15 protein-coding genes and 1 tRNA gene are annotated in these 14908 nt (G+C 70.4%); 5 read left to right on the forward strand and 11 right to left on the reverse strand.

Features of this window, described 5'->3' with window-relative positions; all coding sequences use genetic code 11:
- Position 1: 1 nt before the first annotated feature.
- The 3 genes from tilS to dacB are packed head-to-tail and all read right to left on the reverse strand — an operon-like array spanning position 2 to position 3391.
- A complete protein-coding gene (tilS, locus tag ACZK4S_RS02485) occupies positions 2-964 on the reverse strand; it encodes a tRNA lysidine(34) synthetase TilS (RefSeq protein WP_463643251.1) in 963 nt (320 codons plus the stop codon).
- A complete protein-coding gene (locus ACZK4S_RS02490; RefSeq protein WP_459396165.1) occupies positions 957-1940 on the reverse strand; it encodes an Rv3626c family coenzyme F420 biosynthesis-associated protein in 984 nt (327 codons plus the stop codon). Before ACZK4S_RS02490 ends, tilS begins: the two co-directional genes overlap by 8 nt.
- Positions 1928-3391 (reverse strand): D-alanyl-D-alanine carboxypeptidase/D-alanyl-D-alanine endopeptidase, encoded by a 1464-nt coding sequence (gene dacB, locus ACZK4S_RS02495; protein WP_463643252.1) that lies wholly within the window; start codon positions 3389-3391, stop codon positions 1928-1930. The genes ACZK4S_RS02490 and dacB overlap by 13 nt, the downstream gene beginning before the upstream one ends.
- A 100-nt stretch (positions 3392-3491) precedes the next feature.
- Here dacB and ACZK4S_RS02500 point away from each other — a divergent pair, with 100 nt between their 5' ends.
- Positions 3492-4031 carry an inorganic diphosphatase gene (locus ACZK4S_RS02500; RefSeq protein WP_076063066.1) on the forward strand — a complete coding sequence of 180 codons (540 nt, stop codon included), beginning with the start codon at positions 3492-3494 and terminating at the stop codon, positions 4029-4031.
- On the opposite strand, the gene ACZK4S_RS02505 is transcribed toward ACZK4S_RS02500, so the two are convergent.
- Both ACZK4S_RS02505 and ACZK4S_RS02510 read right to left on the reverse strand, forming a co-directional pair.
- Positions 4032-4367 carry a fluoride efflux transporter FluC gene (locus ACZK4S_RS02505; RefSeq protein WP_083665618.1) on the reverse strand — a complete coding sequence of 112 codons (336 nt, stop codon included), beginning with the start codon at positions 4365-4367 and terminating at the stop codon, positions 4032-4034.
- Positions 4364-4738: a CrcB family protein gene (locus ACZK4S_RS02510; RefSeq protein ID WP_463643253.1), complete on the reverse strand. Its 375-nt coding sequence runs from the start codon at positions 4736-4738 to the stop codon at positions 4364-4366. Before ACZK4S_RS02510 ends, ACZK4S_RS02505 begins: the two co-directional genes overlap by 4 nt.
- A gap of 43 nt (positions 4739-4781) precedes the next feature.
- Between ACZK4S_RS02510 and ACZK4S_RS02515 the strand changes: the two genes are divergently transcribed.
- The 4 genes from ACZK4S_RS02515 to ACZK4S_RS02530 all read left to right on the forward strand — a co-directional run bounded on the left by ACZK4S_RS02515 (position 4782) and on the right by ACZK4S_RS02530 (position 8153).
- The gene (locus ACZK4S_RS02515; RefSeq protein ID WP_076063050.1) at positions 4782-5792 is read left to right on the forward strand and encodes a TRM11 family SAM-dependent methyltransferase; all 1011 of its coding nucleotides are present in this window, start codon (positions 4782-4784) and stop codon (positions 5790-5792) included.
- Positions 5793-5880: 88 nt separating this feature from the next.
- Positions 5881-6369 carry a SixA phosphatase family protein gene (locus ACZK4S_RS02520; RefSeq protein ID WP_463643254.1) on the forward strand — a complete coding sequence of 163 codons (489 nt, stop codon included), beginning with the start codon at positions 5881-5883 and terminating at the stop codon, positions 6367-6369.
- Between the two features lie 117 nt (positions 6370-6486).
- Complete coding sequence (locus ACZK4S_RS02525; protein ID WP_463643255.1) at positions 6487-7818, forward strand: ammonium transporter; 1332 nt, start codon at positions 6487-6489, stop codon at positions 7816-7818.
- Positions 7815-8153, forward strand: coding sequence for a P-II family nitrogen regulator (locus ACZK4S_RS02530; RefSeq protein ID WP_076063044.1), 339 nt, complete (start codon positions 7815-7817; stop codon positions 8151-8153). Before ACZK4S_RS02525 ends, ACZK4S_RS02530 begins: the two co-directional genes overlap by 4 nt.
- Here ACZK4S_RS02530 and ACZK4S_RS02535 read toward each other — a convergent pair.
- The 6 genes from ACZK4S_RS02535 to ACZK4S_RS02560 all read right to left on the reverse strand — a co-directional run bounded on the left by ACZK4S_RS02535 (position 8150) and on the right by ACZK4S_RS02560 (position 14868).
- A complete protein-coding gene (locus ACZK4S_RS02535) occupies positions 8150-9226 on the reverse strand; it encodes a winged helix DNA-binding domain-containing protein (RefSeq protein WP_463643256.1) in 1077 nt (358 codons plus the stop codon). The genes ACZK4S_RS02530 and ACZK4S_RS02535 overlap by 4 nt on opposite strands.
- A gap of 31 nt (positions 9227-9257) precedes the next feature.
- Positions 9258-10607, reverse strand: coding sequence for a flavin monoamine oxidase family protein (locus ACZK4S_RS02540; protein WP_076063040.1), 1350 nt, complete (start codon positions 10605-10607; stop codon positions 9258-9260).
- A 166-nt stretch (positions 10608-10773) separates the two neighbouring features.
- A tRNA-Thr gene (locus ACZK4S_RS02545) sits at positions 10774-10849 on the reverse strand.
- Between the two features lie 46 nt (positions 10850-10895).
- Positions 10896-12551 carry an alpha/beta hydrolase gene (locus ACZK4S_RS02550; protein ID WP_463643257.1) on the reverse strand — a complete coding sequence of 552 codons (1656 nt, stop codon included), beginning with the start codon at positions 12549-12551 and terminating at the stop codon, positions 10896-10898.
- Positions 12544-13395, reverse strand: a complete 852-nt coding sequence (locus ACZK4S_RS02555; RefSeq protein WP_076063038.1) for a PSP1 domain-containing protein — start codon at positions 13393-13395, stop codon at positions 12544-12546. Before ACZK4S_RS02555 ends, ACZK4S_RS02550 begins: the two co-directional genes overlap by 8 nt.
- Positions 13396-13491: 96 nt before the next feature.
- Positions 13492-14868: a DoxX family protein gene (locus ACZK4S_RS02560; protein ID WP_463643258.1), complete on the reverse strand. Its 1377-nt coding sequence runs from the start codon at positions 14866-14868 to the stop codon at positions 13492-13494.
- Positions 14869-14908 lie beyond the last annotated feature (40 nt).

Here is a 14908-nt window from a genome sequence, read left to right on the forward strand (position 1 = left end):
CCTATCGCACGGTGAGCAGGTGTCCGACCCTCAGCACCTGGCCACCCGGGACGGCGAGGGCCCCCTGACCGCGCCAGTCCGTGACGAGCGCGTCGACGGCGAGCACGTGCTGGAATTCCACCGTGGGCGACACCCGGGCCAGCCAACGGTGCAGTACCCGCCAGCGCAGCGCGTCTGGCAGGGGGGCGAGGTCGTCGACGGTGAGGTCGCCGTCGACCGGCACCGCCCGGGCGGCCAGTTCGTCGAGCAGGTCGGCATCCGCGCGGGCGAGCTGCGCAGTGCGCGCCAAGGACGGCGCGAGGTCGCGGCCGACGGCCCGCCTCAACTCCGTGAGGTGCTGCCGGAAGGCGACCCTGGCGAACCTGGGGTCGTCGTTCATGGGGTCCTCCCAGGGTGTCACGTCCCAGTCGCGACAGGCGGCTTCCGTGTCCGCGCGCCGGAGCCCGAGCAGCGGCCGCAGGAGGGTCACGGCCCGGGCGTCGCCCCCCGGGGCGGACGGGGCTGCGGCGAAGGAGGTGGAGGCGGCCATCCCCGAGAGCGACCGCGTACCCGAGCCGCGCAGGAGGCCCAACAGCACCGTCTCGGCCTGGTCGTCGAGCGTGTGGCCGAGCAGCACCGGCAGGCCGGCGGCGGTGAGCGCCCCCAGCCGGGCCTCCCGGGCGGCGGCCTCCAGCCCACCGTCGGACCCGTCCACCGTGACGCGCACCACCTCTGCCGCGATCCCCCGATCGTCGAGCAGCGAAGCCACCCTGACCACGACCTCGGAGGACCCCGCCTGGAGACCGTGGTCCACGACCACTGCCCTGACGCTGCTGCCCCGCTGCCGCGCCGCCCACTGGGCGCCGAGCGCCAAGGCCAGCGAGTCTGCCCCACCGGAGCACCCGACGACGGCCGCCTCCGGCAGCACGGCATGGACGGCGTGCGCGACGCGCAGCGCGGCCTGGCCGAGCTCGCGCCTAGCCATGGACCCGCTTCAGCCAGAGCGCCGGATCAGAGATCTCCTCCGCGGTGGGCAGGTTGTCGGGCCGTTCGAAGGCCCGCTTCAAGGCGGCGCGGTTCTTCAGCCGCTGTACGCGCAGACAGAACTCGAGCCCGTCGCGGTACTGGGCGTTCTTGTCCAGGGACTTCGACAGCCGGGCGAGCAGCCCCGCCCGCTCCGGCCTCGCGAACGCCCGGCGCATGCCGGGGATGGTGGGCGCGTGGCGCCGCCCGGCGTAGTCCGAGGTGTAGTCCGCGTGGCCTTCGAGGAACGTCATCGTCGCCGTGAGCTCGGCCATCGCGGTGGCCGCGTCGGCAGAGGTCAGGAGGGCGGAGGCGTCCCGCGTGCGGGCCCACCGGAGCAGGCCCTCGCCGAGCGGCACCTCGTCGTGGACCACCAGGCGCATCCGTTCGGCCACGTGGTCACGCAGCCACGGCGCCAACCGGAACTGCAGGGCGTGGGTCTGCTCATGGAGCGCCACCCACATCCGGAAGTGGGCAGGGGTGAAGCGGTGCGAGCGTTCGTGGGCGACGATCGTGGGCGCCACCAGGTAGAGGGTGTCCGAGCCGGTGAAGGCGTCGTACTGCCCCAGCAGCCGGCGGCTGACCGCCCGCATCCCCACGCCGATCAGCAGGCCGTTGCGCACCGCGGTGCCCCGTGCCGCGATACCGGCGTCGGCGGGTCCGAGGCCGAGTTCGGCCACGGCGCCGTCCACCATGCCGCGCACGCCCCTCCCCCAGCCGTCCCAGTCGACGACGCGGATGCGGGTGGCGCCCACCGCCTGCAGACCCAGGTGCTTCGCCGCGATCTCGCCCGCGCGCCGCGCGGTCACGCGGAGGTCCGCGACGAGGCGGGTGAGTTCCCGGGAGGTGAGGTCCGGGAGGTCGTCGGGGCGCAACGCCGCGACCTTGTGGGCCAGGCGCCAGTTGATGCTCGGGGCGTGTTCCATCAGCAGCCGCACGACGCGAGGGTGCCGGTGGCCTGGTCCGTCCAGACCCGCGCGGCGAAGCCATCCGGCGTGCCGTTGATGAAGAAGGCGAAGGCCAGGAGCCGGTCGTCCGCAGTGAGAGTGGTGCCGCCGAGAGTGGCCACCAGCGACAAAGAGCCGGTCTTGGCCCGGGCGATGCCGCGGGCCGGGCGCGAGACGGGGTCCGCGAACCTCTCGGCGAGGGTGCCGGTGACCCCTGCGGTGGGCAGCCCGTCGAGGATGACGGAGAGCCGGGGCTCCGACGCGAGCGTGGCCAGGGCCGCCGCGAGCATGTTCGGGGTGAAGCGGTTGCCCCGCGAAAGGCCCGAGGCGTCGTGCAGGACGGTGCCCTCATCCCAGATCCCCAGTTGCGTGAGCTGCTCCTGGATGGCTGCCACCGAGCCGGCGAACGTGGCCGGGTGCCCCGTCCTGACCGCCAACTGGTGACCCATCACCTCGGTGAAGGAGTTGTTGGAGCGCTGCATGAACTGTTCCACGAGGATGTGCACCGGCAGGGACTCGATCCGGGCGATCTCCTCGGCGTCGCCGGAGCCGGGCGCGGCGACCGGGGCACCGGTCACGGCGACCCCCAGGGCGCTCAGCTGAGCGGCGAACGTGGTGGCCGCCGACAGGGCGGGGGTGAGACTTCGCGGGCCGCCCCTGGGGCCGCGCCCCTCGTCGATCCACAGGGCCGAGATGGCCGTGACCTGGTCGCGGTAGTTCTCCGGCCAGGTCTCGTTCCAGCCCGGGCCGGCGAAGTGCGATTCGTCGTAGCCGAGCGTGACCGACGTCACCCCGGCGGCGCGCAGGGCCGCGACGGTGCGCTTGGCCAGTTCCTCGGTGGTGGGCAGCTGGGGGTAGGCGCCCTCCGCGTTGGCGATGCTGCGCAGCATGGGGTCGCCCCCACCGACCAGCACCAGCTGACCGGGGGCCGGCTGGACGACCCGTGTTGCGAACGTCTCAGAGCCCTCGAACGCGTTCATCACGGCCAGCGCCGTCAGCGTCTTGGTGTTCGACGCGGGGATGAGCGGGGTCTTCTCCTGCGCCGCAGCCACCACTTCGCCGCTGGCGACATCGATCACCTCGTAGCCGATCACCACGGGCTCACCGCCCTCGGCCGGGACGAGCTTGGAGGTGTCCAGGGTGCCGATCTTCGCCTCGAGCGCGGCGCGGTCCGGCAGCACGCCGGGGGCCGGCAGCTCCACTGCAGCGACCAGCCCGGTGCCGGCCGGGGGCGGCGTGGGGGACTCAGCGGGCGGCGCCTCCGGGGTGCTGGGTGGGGCGAAGAGGGTGGGGCTGACGGTGGCGGGGGCCCCGTCGCGGGTGAGGCCCGTGACCGCCAGCGCTTCCCGGTGGAACACGGAGATCAGGAAGCCGCCGGCGAGCAGTACACCAACCACGAGCCAGGTGATCACCCACTCCGCGACGCGTCCACGGCTCCGCACACCGACCTCCAAAGGGGTATCCTGCAGGGACCCGCAACGATGCGCGGGCAACGACACCAATCATAGGAGTGCCCAAGTGAGCGAAGACGCGCCTGTTGGTCTGCGGCCGATCGATCCCAGCCGTCGGGTCCTGTTCGACGTCACTGTGGAGATCCCCAAGGGCACCAAGAACAAGTACGAGATGGACCACAACACCGGCCGCCTCCGTCTGGACCGCGTGCTGTTCACCTCGACGCAGTACCCCTATGACTACGGGTTCGTGGAGGGCACGCTGGGCCTCGACGGCGACCCGCTCGACGCCATGGTCATCGGTGCTGATCCCACCTTCCCCGGCTGCCTCATCGAGTGCTACGCCGTGGCGATGTTCCGCATGACGGATGAGATGGGCGGCGACGACAAGGTGCTGTGCGTGGCCACTGCGGACACCCGCCGTGCCAACATCACCGATCTCGCTTCAGTGCCGGAGCACATGCTGCTCGAGATCGAGCACTTCTTCTCGGTGTACAAGGACCTGGAGCCCGGCAAGTCGGTCGAAGGGGCCACCTGGACCAGCCGCGCAGAGGCCGAGGCCGAGGTGCATGCATCGTTCGAGCGCGCCAAGGGCACGCCTTACGAGCACCACCACGTCAACCTGGCCTAGTTAGCCGGTCAACGCCCCCATCCAGGCGGCCAGCAGGCAGCCTGCGATGGTGACCAGTGAGTAACTGACGGCGATCCCCGGCCGCCTGCGCCCGAATTCGCGGGCGGCCTGCCAGCAGGCTGACGAGAAGGTGGTGAAGGCACCGCAGAACCCGGTGCCCACCACCGCCAGCCAACTGCCTGAGAGATGCACCGACGCGGCGCCCAGGATGAAGGAACCGGCGAGGTTGACCCCCAGGGTCGCCTTCCACGGCGCCCAGCGCCGGGCGACGATGACGTCGACGCCGGCCCGGGCCGCTGCACCGAACCCGCCGGCCAGGCAGATGAGCCAGATCACCTGTGTTCCCGCACCGTGATCCGCCACCCGGCGAGATGGCCCATCCCGGCCGCGAAGACACCGAAGGCCGTCTCCAGCACCGCGATCAGCACGCCTCCCACGGACAACGACTGCAGGGCCAGCGTGGACCACGAGGTGAACGACGCCACCCCGCCCACTGCGAGGAACAGCCGCACCAGGGTGACCCGGCGTCGGTAGAGGCCCGAAATGAGGCCGAGCGCGAAACAGCCGAGCAGGTTGATGGCCGCCAGGGCGATCACCTCATGCCCGATGAGGTTGAGGATCCCCAGCCGCAGCCCCGTGCCGAGCGCGCCACCCGCGAAGACCGCCACGGCCCTCGCCCACCATCTGTCCACCATTTCTGCAGCCATCGCTGGCAAGGATAACGCCTGGGGTTTGTGGGAAACTGGCCAGATGCCCCGTTATCTGATGCTGCGCACCCCGTCTGCCAACCGTGTCTACGCCGGCGAATCCGGGCCGCTGACCGCCGCAGAGCTCGAGATCACCGCGCCGTTCGCCACGGAGATCGAAGAGCAGGACATCGCTGGCGTCGGCTACCTGGCGTTCCAGGCGCCTGAGCTGAACGAGGGGCAGTTGGCCACCGTCGCACGGCAGTCGGCGGCGTTCGCCCTCTTCGAGGACGCTACACCTGAGGGCCTCCTCCGTCCCGTGGCGATGCCCAGGCCGTTCCTGTTCGACGACGACCTCGTCACCATCCCGAAGTACCAGGGCAAGACCAACGAGCAGTTCACCCAGCTGCTGCTGAGCGTGACGCTGGCCGCGATCACCCGCGAACCGACGGGGCCCCGGCAGATCCTCGACCCCCTGGCGGGGCGCGGCACCACCCTGTCGATGGCCCTGCTGCTGGGTCACGACGCGTTCGGCGTGGAGGGCGACGCCAAGGCCTTCGAGATGATGGCGTCCTTCTACAAGACGTACCTGCGCCGCAGCCGGATCAAGCACGTCGCCGACACCACCCCGGTGCGGCGCGAGGGCAAGAACGTGGGCAAGCGCTTCGACGCGGAGATCACCACGCCGGAGGGCAAGAGCGTCCTCACGGCCTTCACCGGCGACACCAGGGACTCCGCCGCCCTGTTCGGCAAGAAGCGCTTCGACGCGATCGTGGCCGACGCCCCCTACGGCATCGCGCACGGCTCGACCACCGACGTCAGGGGCGTGTCCGGCAAGCGCGACCGCTCTCCGGCCGGGCTCCTCAAGGAGGCCATCCCGGTGTGGGCCGGGCAGTTGATGCACGGCGGCGCGCTGGGGTTGTCCTGGAACACCTTCGGCCTCTCCCGGGAGGACCTCGCGCACCTGCTCACCACCAACGGCCTCACGGTCCAGGCCGGCGGCGCCTGGGAGCGCTTCGCGCACCGCGTCGACTCCGCCATCAAGCGCGACCTCATCGTCGCCGTCAAGCGCTGACCTTCGGAGGGCGATTTCTGCCACATCGAGCCACCAAGGGCCGATGAGGCAGAAATCGCCCTCGTTCTCCCAGGCGTAGAGTGGCCGGATGAGACGACTGGTCCTGATGCGGCACGCCCACACCGAGCCCACCAACGTCCACGGCGACAAGGCCAGGCGCCTGACCCCGCGCGGCATCCAACAGGCGCAGGAGGCGGGCGTCGAACTGCGTGCCCTCGGCGTCGACCACGCGCTGGTCTCGGCTGCGGAGCGCACCCGTCAGACCTTCGCGGCACTCGGCCTGGACGTCCCAGCCGAGTTTCAGGACGCCCTCTACCACCAGGGCACCGAGACGATCATCCAACGGATCTCAGAGACCGACGACGACGTGCAGGCGCTCCTGGTGGTCGGCCACGCACCCACCATCCCCAGCCTCGTGGCCGAGCTCGCTTATGCCAGCAACCGCGCCGCGGCCGACGACGCCCAGTGCCACTTCCCCACCTCCTCCTACTCCGCGTTCTCCTTCGACGGGAGTTGGGCGGATCTGGCCGACGGCGACTTCGGGCACGTGCGGCTCGATCACCTCGAGCGCCGCTGAGGTAACGCCGCCGCAACAACCGCGACCCCGGGTTGAAACCCAGGGCCCGGATCGCTAACGCGTTCGTTACCCTGCGGTGCCCACGGCCGAAATGTGCCACCACGAGGATTCGTTGACATGGAACTCCTCGAAATTGATACCGGCGACACAGCCTGGGTCCTCATCAGCGCAGCGCTGGTGCTCCTCATGACGCCTGCCCTGGCGTTCTTCTACGGCGGCATGGTCAGAGCCAAGTCCGTCCTCAACATGCTCATGATGTCGATCGCCACCATGGGGGTCGTCGGGGTCCTCTGGATCGTCGTCGGCTTCTCGATGTCGTTCGGCAACGACATCGGCGGCGGCCTGCTCGGCAACCCGTTCGAGTACGCCTTCCTCAACGGGCTGATGTCGCCTGATGCTGTCGTCGGCACCATCCCGACGGCCGTCTTCGCCGGCTTCCAGGGCGCGTTCGCGATCATCGCGGTGGCCCTGATCTCGGGCGCGGTGGCCGACCGGATGAAGTTCTCCGCTTGGCTCGTGTTCTCGGCTGTGTGGGCACTGCTGGTCTACTTCCCCGCAGCGCACTGGGTCTTCAGCTTCGACGAGAGCGTCAGCGCCGAGGGAGGGTTCATCGCCAACTCCATCCAGGCCATGGACTTCGCCGGGGGCACCGCCATCCACATCAACGCCGGCGCGGCCGCGCTGGCCCTGGCCCTCGTGCTGGGGCCGCGACTGGGCTTCGGCAGCGTGCCGATGCGCCCGCACAACCTCACCCTGGTGATGCTGGGTGCCGGGTTGCTGTGGTTCGGCTGGTTCGGGTTCAACGCCGGCTCTGCGCTGAGCGCCGGCACGCTGGCCGGTGTCGCCTGGGTCAACACCCTCGCCGGTGCTGCGGCCGCGATGCTGGGCTGGCTCCTCGTGGAGCGGCTCCGCGACGGCCACGCCACCTCGCTCGGCGCCGCGTCGGGCATCGTGGCCGGCCTGGTCGGCATCACGCCCGCCGCGGATTCGGTCAGCCCGCTGGGCGCGCTCATCATCGGCCTGCTGGCCGGCGTGGCCTGCGCCTACGCCATCAGCCTGAAGAACCGCCTCGGCTACGACGACTCGCTCGACGTGGTGGGCGTCCACCTCGTCGGCGGCCTCGTGGGCACCCTGGCCATCGGCCTGCTGGCCGACCCGGCCTCCCCGGCCGAAACGGCCGGCCTGCTCTACGGCGGAGGGGTCGACCAACTGTGGCGGCAGACGCTGGGAGCCACCGTGGTGCTGGTCTACTCCTTCGCGGTGACGTACGCCATCGCCAAGGTGATGGACCGGGTGATGGGGCTGCGCGTCCCGGAGTCCGCCGAGACCCACGGCATCGACACCGCCGTGCACGCGGAGACCGGCTACGACCTCAGCCACGTCGGCTACTCCACCTACGGCGTCAAGCAGACGCTGATCGTTCCTGTCCGAGAGGATGCCCGTTCATGAGGCTCGTCACCGCCATCGTCCAGCCCACCATGCTCACCGCCGTCCAGATCGCCCTGGCGCACCACGGCGTGGCCGGCATGACCGTCACCGAATGCTCGGGCTACGCCCGGCAGCGGGGGCACAAGGAGTTCTACCGCGGCGCCGAGTACACCATCGACTTCATCACCAAGGTGAAGATCGAGGTGCTCGTCGAGGACGCCGAGGCCGAGGCGGTGATCGGGGTGATCACCGAATCCGCCCGCACCGGCTCCGTCGGCGACGGGAAGGTGTGGTCCACCATGGTCGACGAGGTGGTCCGCATCCGCACCGGCGAGAGCGGCGCGGCCGCCGTCTAGCCGGTCACGAAGGGGAACGCGGCGAACTGCTTCTCGAGTCTGGTGGCCGTCGCCGGCGTGATGTCGGTGAACGCATCGATCTCGAACTGCCGCTTCCCCGGACGGCCACTCCTCGTCCACACGCCCACCACCGTGCCGCCGATCACCACCGAACGCTTGAACACCCCGTTGTTGCCGGGGACGAGCCGCTGGTGGTGGTCGGCGGTCATGGCGAACAGGCGGTCCTGGTAGCCGAGGACGAACTCATCGAAACCGGGCAGCAGCAGCGGCGCTGACGTGGCCCGGCCCAATTCCCGGGTCTCTTCGAGGAGCCCCGGACGCCAGTAGCTGGCCTCCTCCGCCCCGTCGGTCTCGAACTCGCCGACGATGAGCGCCAGGCCCCGCCTGATCTGGGCCAGCGTCAATTTGGTCCACCACGCGAAGTCGCGCACCGTGGCCGGCCCGTGGGTGGTGAGGTAGCGGCGCAGGAGTTCTGCGGTGGCCGCCTCGAGGTCGCCGTTGAAGCGGCTCTCCAGATCTGTGCCCGGCGGGAGCCAGCCGTCGGCCACCACCACGTCCTGCTCGGTGCCGTTCCACGGCCCGTAGACGACGGTGCCCTCGGCGATGAGGTGGAACAGCAGGTGGTATCCGCGCCCCCCTTTGGTGCGCAGGCCGTGCTCGTCCCAGAGCTCGAACAACTCCGCCCGGGAGAAGGGCTCCCCGAGCAACCCGACGGCGAGGTCGCGCGCACGGCCCAGCTGCTGCTGGTCCAGTTCGAGTTGCTGCTTGCGCCTGTCCGCCGCCCGGATGGAGGGCCACGAGCACAGTTGCGTGATCCAGGCCGCGTCCGCCGCGGGCATCAGGAAGACCGTGCCGCGCATGGGGTAACCCCGCACGATCCGGGCCTCGTTGAGGTCCGTCAGCACGTCGTCCACGGAGTTCGACGGGGTGCGCAGCGCCGCCGACGCCAGCACGCCCGGAAGGTCCTGGCCCTGCATGGCGCCGAACGCGGTGAGAGCGTCAACCGGAGACGGGTAGGGACGGGTGATCAGCCCCTGGGCGACGAGGCGGCTTCTGCCGAGCGTGGATGCCATGCGCCCCAGTATTCCCGGTGGCGGGGACAGTTCAGGCCAGGTTGCGAGCCACCACAGCGGCGACCTCGCGGCCGCTGCGCACCGCACCCTCCATGTAGCCGTTGAAGCGGGTGGAGTACTCCGCCCCCGCCCAGTGCAGCACGCCGTCGGGTTCGGCCAGCACGGGCCCGTTCGTGGTCCACACGCCGGGCGAGAAGTGGGCGCCGTGGCAGCCTCCGGTGAACTTCTCGGTGCCCCAGTCGCGCTCGATGTAGGCGAGCGGCTCGGCGGCCTCCTGCCCGAAGCTGCGCACCACGGAATCCGTGAAGGCGCGCTCGCGCAGCGTGATGGAACGACGCGACAGCGAATCCGCATCCGCGCCCTCGAAGAAGCCCATGAGGTGGCCCTTGGAGGCGCCCACGGCCGTCGTGTCGAACGTGACCCGGACGGCGCCCTCATCGGCGGAGGACTGCCCGCTGAGGCCGCGTTCACGCCAGAAGGGTGTGTCGTAGATGAGGAAGGCCTTGATCACGTTGCCCGGGGCGACCTTGTCGGCCGCTTCGCCGCGCCACGCCGGCAGCGGCGGCTCGTGCTCGAGCGACATCGCGAGACGGGGAGGCAGGGTGGAGATGACCTGCTTGGCCTCGATGACCTCACCGTCGGCGAGGTGGAGGGTGGCGGAGAGGGGGCCGTGTTCCACCTTCACCACTTCGGCTCCCAGCCGGACGACGTCGCCGAGCCTGGCGGCGAGGGCCTCGGCCACCGTCGCCATGCCGCCCTGGACGCGACGCTGGTGGAGGCCACCGTTGCTGGCGAGCATGGATTCGAGATCCGGGCCGGAGTTGACCTGGTGGAGGCCCTCCAGCAGCGTGCAGTCCTTCGGTATGGGGCCGAACGCGGCGGAGTAGACCTCCGAGAAGCGACGCTGCGCTCCCTGCGTGCGCAGGTTGGTGGTGATCCAGCGACGGAGGTCCTGGTTCAGCCAGGCGTCGTTGGCCTTGCGCCAGGCGTTGTCGGAACGGAAACGCTCGGCGAGGCGGCGCAGGCGCAGCAGGCCCTGGCCCAGGTCTGAAACCTCGAACGGTGTGAGGGCCGGTTCGTCCTCCGACGACGGCACGGCCAGCGCCTGCCCGCGGAGACGGATGATGAGATTGCCCTCGGCGGGCAGCCCGATGACCTCGAGGCCGAGGTCGTCGATGATCTCGAGGAGCGAGTCGAAACCGGGGCCGATCCACTGGCCACCCAGTTCGACGTAGCTCCCATCGGCGAGGGTCTTGTTCTCCACGCGCCCGCCGACGCGGTTGCGAGCCTCGAGCACGGTGACACTCAGCCCTCGATCCACAAGATGCTGTGCGGCCACCAGCCCTGCAAGGCCAGCCCCGATGATGGCGCAGTCGAACACGAGTTTCCTCCTCTACCGGACGTCTCGGGCTCGTTCCCGAACGCAGACACCAGAGTACAAGGCGACCGGCGGCCCGATCCTCCTGGGTCGGCCATGGGACCTCACTCACCCCCGACGCGTCACGCCACAAAGGCTCAGACCCCCGGTCGGGGACCGGGGGCCTGGTTGGAGCCGCCCACGGGAATCGAACCCGTGACCTACGCTTTACGAGAGCGTCGCTCTACCGACTGAGCTAGGGCGGCAGCAAGACGGAACTATACAGAACCACGGGCACCTTGTGCCAACCGGCTACGAGCAGCGCTTCCCCTCGTCCGGGACCACCCCGTCGTACAGGAACTCGTTGACCGCGTCGCGGATGCAGGTGTTGTCGCCCGTGACCGCACCGTGACCGGCTCCCTCGAGCGTGAGCAGCGCGCCCGATTCCAGTTGCTCGGCCATGGACACGGCCTGCTCGTACGGCGTGGCCGAGTCACCCGTCGTGCCGACCACGAGGATGGGGGGCGCGCCCGGGGCGGTGATCTCCAGTTGCGGAGCAGAGCCCGCCGTCCAGAACTCACAGGCGTACGACGTGCCCATGTTGGGCGCCATCACCGGCGCGGCGGAGAAGGTCTCCTTCCACGCGGGGAGCACTGCGGCGGCGCCCTCATCCACCCCGTCGACGCAGCCCATCGCGGGGAAGGCGTACAGCGGGGTCCCGTAGCTGTCCGGCGCGCGGCCGTTGTACAGGTCTGCGAGCATGAGCAGCGACTCGCCGTCGCCGGCGATGGCCTCACCGAGGTACTGCGCCAGAGAGCGGTAGGCCTGGTCGTCCTCGTACAGCAGCACCGCGATGCCCAGCGCCGCCAGCGTCTGCGTCAACTGCCTCCCGTTGACCTCCAGGGGCCTCTGGTCCAGGCGGGTCAACATGCTCTCGATGTCGGCGCGGATGGCTCCGGCGTCGTCGCCCAGATCACAGAGGTCTGAGCCGGCGCACCAGTCGATGAAGTTGTTCAGGGCGAGTTCGAACCCGGCCACCTGGGGTGTCGGTTCACGATCCGAGATCTCGACGGCGGCGTCGAGGACCAGCCGGCCGGTGGTGTCCGGGAACAACTGGGCGTACATGGCGCCCACGTAGGTGCCGTAGGACACGCCCAGGTAGTTCAGCTTGGGCGCGCCGGAGAGGTGGCGGAGCAGGTCGAGGTCGCGCACCACGTCGATGGTGGTGAGGTGGTCGAGCAACTTCCCGGAACCGTCGCGGCACTGCTGCGCGAAGTCGATGGAGCCCTGACGCAGCGCCTTGTCCTCCGCGGTGTCATCAGGGCTGCCGTCGAGCAGCACCATCTGCTCGGTCTCCTTGAACGTGCCGCACACCACGTGCGTCGACCCGCCGGTGCCGCGCGGATCCCAGCCGTAGGTGTCGTAGTTCTGCCAGCGGCCGGCCAGTCCCACCGCCATGTCCTGGCCGCCGAACCCGGGCCCGCCCGGGTTGACGAACAGCGGGCCGCGCGAGGAGTCACCGCCGGGCACCCGCGTCATCGCGAGTTCGATCGCATCGCCTTCGGGGTCCTCCCAGTCGAGGGGCGCCAGCACGGTGGCGCACTGGGCGCGGCCGCCCTGGCCGCATTCCTCCCACTCGACCGTCTGGGTGGCGTACTCGCCGTAGCCGCCCAGCCCGTCCAGGAAGTCGACGCTGGGCTGGCCCTCGGCCTGGTAGTCGAGTTGCCGATCCGCGTTCGCGTTGTCCACCGGGGGCATCGTGGGCTGCTCGGAGATGGCCTTCTCCGGAACTCCCGGCATCCGGGAACCGGACGGCACCGGCGACGGCGTCACCGTGCCCGGCCTGGTGGGCGTGGCGGGCGTGTCGCGGCTGCGTCCGCCGACCATGCCGCCGAGGAACAGGGCACCGACGAGGGCCAGCGCGATCATCGCCAGGATCATCTGGGTGACCTTGACCGACCTACTCATCAACAACCTTTCCCGCCACGCGTTCCCTACGCGCCCGCGCCGTCGAACATACCGACTCCAGCGGACAGCGCACGACCTCGCCCGTGGGCTGGCGCACCGTCACGGCGTTGGACGGCACGTCGTGCCCCACCACGACGCCGCCTCCCCCGTCGTCCGTTGTCACCTCATCGCCGATCGACGGGGCCTTCCGCAGGAAGTCCACGTACAGCGGGTGCTCATACTTCAGACAGCACAACAGACGCCCGCACGCCCCGGAGATCTGCAGCGGGTTCGCCGGCAGCCCCTGCACCTTCGCCAGCCGCATCGAAACCGGCTCGAAGTCCTCCAGGAAGGTGGCGCAGCACAGGTCGCGGCCGCACTGACCGATGCCGCCCAGCACCCTGGCGGCGTCCCGCGAGCCGATCTGCCGCAGATCGATCCGGGCGTCCAGCGCCCTGGCGAGGTCGCCGAGCAACTGGCGGAAATCCACCCGGTGCGGGGCGGTGTAGTAGATCGCGACGACGCGGTCATACTCGGCCGAACGGTCGAGGAAGTCGATGCCGACCACCTTCATCGGCAGCTGCCGCTTGGCGATCAACTCACGGGCCACCGTGTTCGCGTTGGCGCGGAGCAGACGGTTGCGCTCGTCGCGCTCCATGTCCGCCTTCGACGCCGGGCCTGCGCAGCGCGGGAGGTCACCGTCGGCGAACTCCACGTGTTCGGGTGCCCACACGCACTGGGCCACCTCCACACCGTCGGCAGTGGGGTAGCGGACCCAGTCGCCGACCGTGTAGTCGTGCTCTCCTGGGTCCAGGTAATGCAGTTGGCCGTGGCGCTCGAACGCCACCGCCATCACCCGTGTCATGCGCATAGCCTAACCAACGGCTCAATCCGCCAGCACAGAGGCGTCCCCGCGAGGAGAACCTCGCGGGGACGCTTACAGTGTCAGGCGGTCAGGGCGTCAGCTCCGGCGCGCCTCACGTGCGTCCTCACGGCTGCGGTGGATGGCGCCGTCGATGCCGAACCGGCCGCCGCCGAGCGACAGGAACAGCACGCCGACGCCCGCGAGCAGGAGGTCCTTGTCGCCGAGGAACCCTTCCATGCCCTCCACGAACGGGCTGAAGCTGCCCCACCGGACCAGTACGAGGGTGGCGACGGCGAGCACCGTCAGGAGGACGCCCACGACCCGCACACCCAGCCCGATCACGAGCATCACGGCCATCGCCGCGAGGGTGAACCCCACGATCCAAGCCACCAGGCGGGGCTCGGGGATCAGGGGCTGGCCGGCGAGGAACTCAGCGGTGTCGTCGATGCTGTACAGGACCTGGTACGCCAGGATGCCGAGGATGCCGGCCGTGATGAGGCGCAGCACGAACAGGCCGAAGCTGCCGAAGCCGCCGACGCCCCTGCGGCGGGGACGCATTTCCCGCTCCGCGTTCGCCTGGGAGGTCTGCACCATGCCGAGGCGGCGGTCGCGCTCCTCCTTCTCGGCACGCAGTGCTGCGGCGCGGGCCTCTTCCTCAGCGGCCTCGTCCGCGAGGCTGCGGCGCTCCGCCGTCGTGTCGAGCACCTGGGTCTCGTCGCCGTCCGTGCGGTACAGGCCCGCCATCCCGGGCGCGGCGAGGCCACCGGCGCTCGCACCCGCGGCGCCGCCCGTGGCGGCCGCGACAGCGGCCAGCGACGTCGTGGCGTCAGCGTCGCCCAAGGGGCGGCCGAAGCTCGACTCCTCAGGGCTGCGGACGGTGGTGGGCTCGTCGTCGTCGACGCTGGTGGCGCCCGAGTCGCCGGGGCGCTCGTCGTCCAGGTACTCGTCGTCCGGGTCCCCGGGGCGGGCGTCCGCCTCGGGCAGTTCGTTGTCGTCGACGAGGGTGGCGCCGGAGTCGCCGGGGCGCTCATCGTCGATCCCCTCCGACACCTCACGCGTGAGGTCTTCGTCGGCGGTGTCGACCGGGCGGTCGTCCTCGAACACCGTGGCGGTGCCCGGCACGTCGTCGTCCTCGGCGGCGGCGCCGGTGATCTCCTCGGGCGTCTCCCCCAGTTCGACGGTGGACACAGGCTGGTCCTCGCCGGCGACCGCGTCGTCCGGATCCGGGGCGGTGGGCAGGCTGGAGCGCTCCGCGATCGACTCGCCGGTCACCTCGTCCTGCGGGGTCTCCGGGAGGACCGGCTGCTCCGGTGTGTCCGGCTGCGCGGGAGGATTGGGCGCAGGCATGGCCTGCTCCGACGAGTAGTCGTCCCACTCGGTGGGCTCGACGGGCACACCGTAGTCGTCGGCCTCTTCCGTCCACTCCGCACGGTCGCGCGGCGTGCCTTCCTGGACCCAATCATTGTTGGACATCGGCTGTTCCTATCCCTGGGCAGTCTTGGTTTTCATCTTG

The sequence above is a fragment of the Tessaracoccus zhenghani genome (assembly GCF_055326325.1).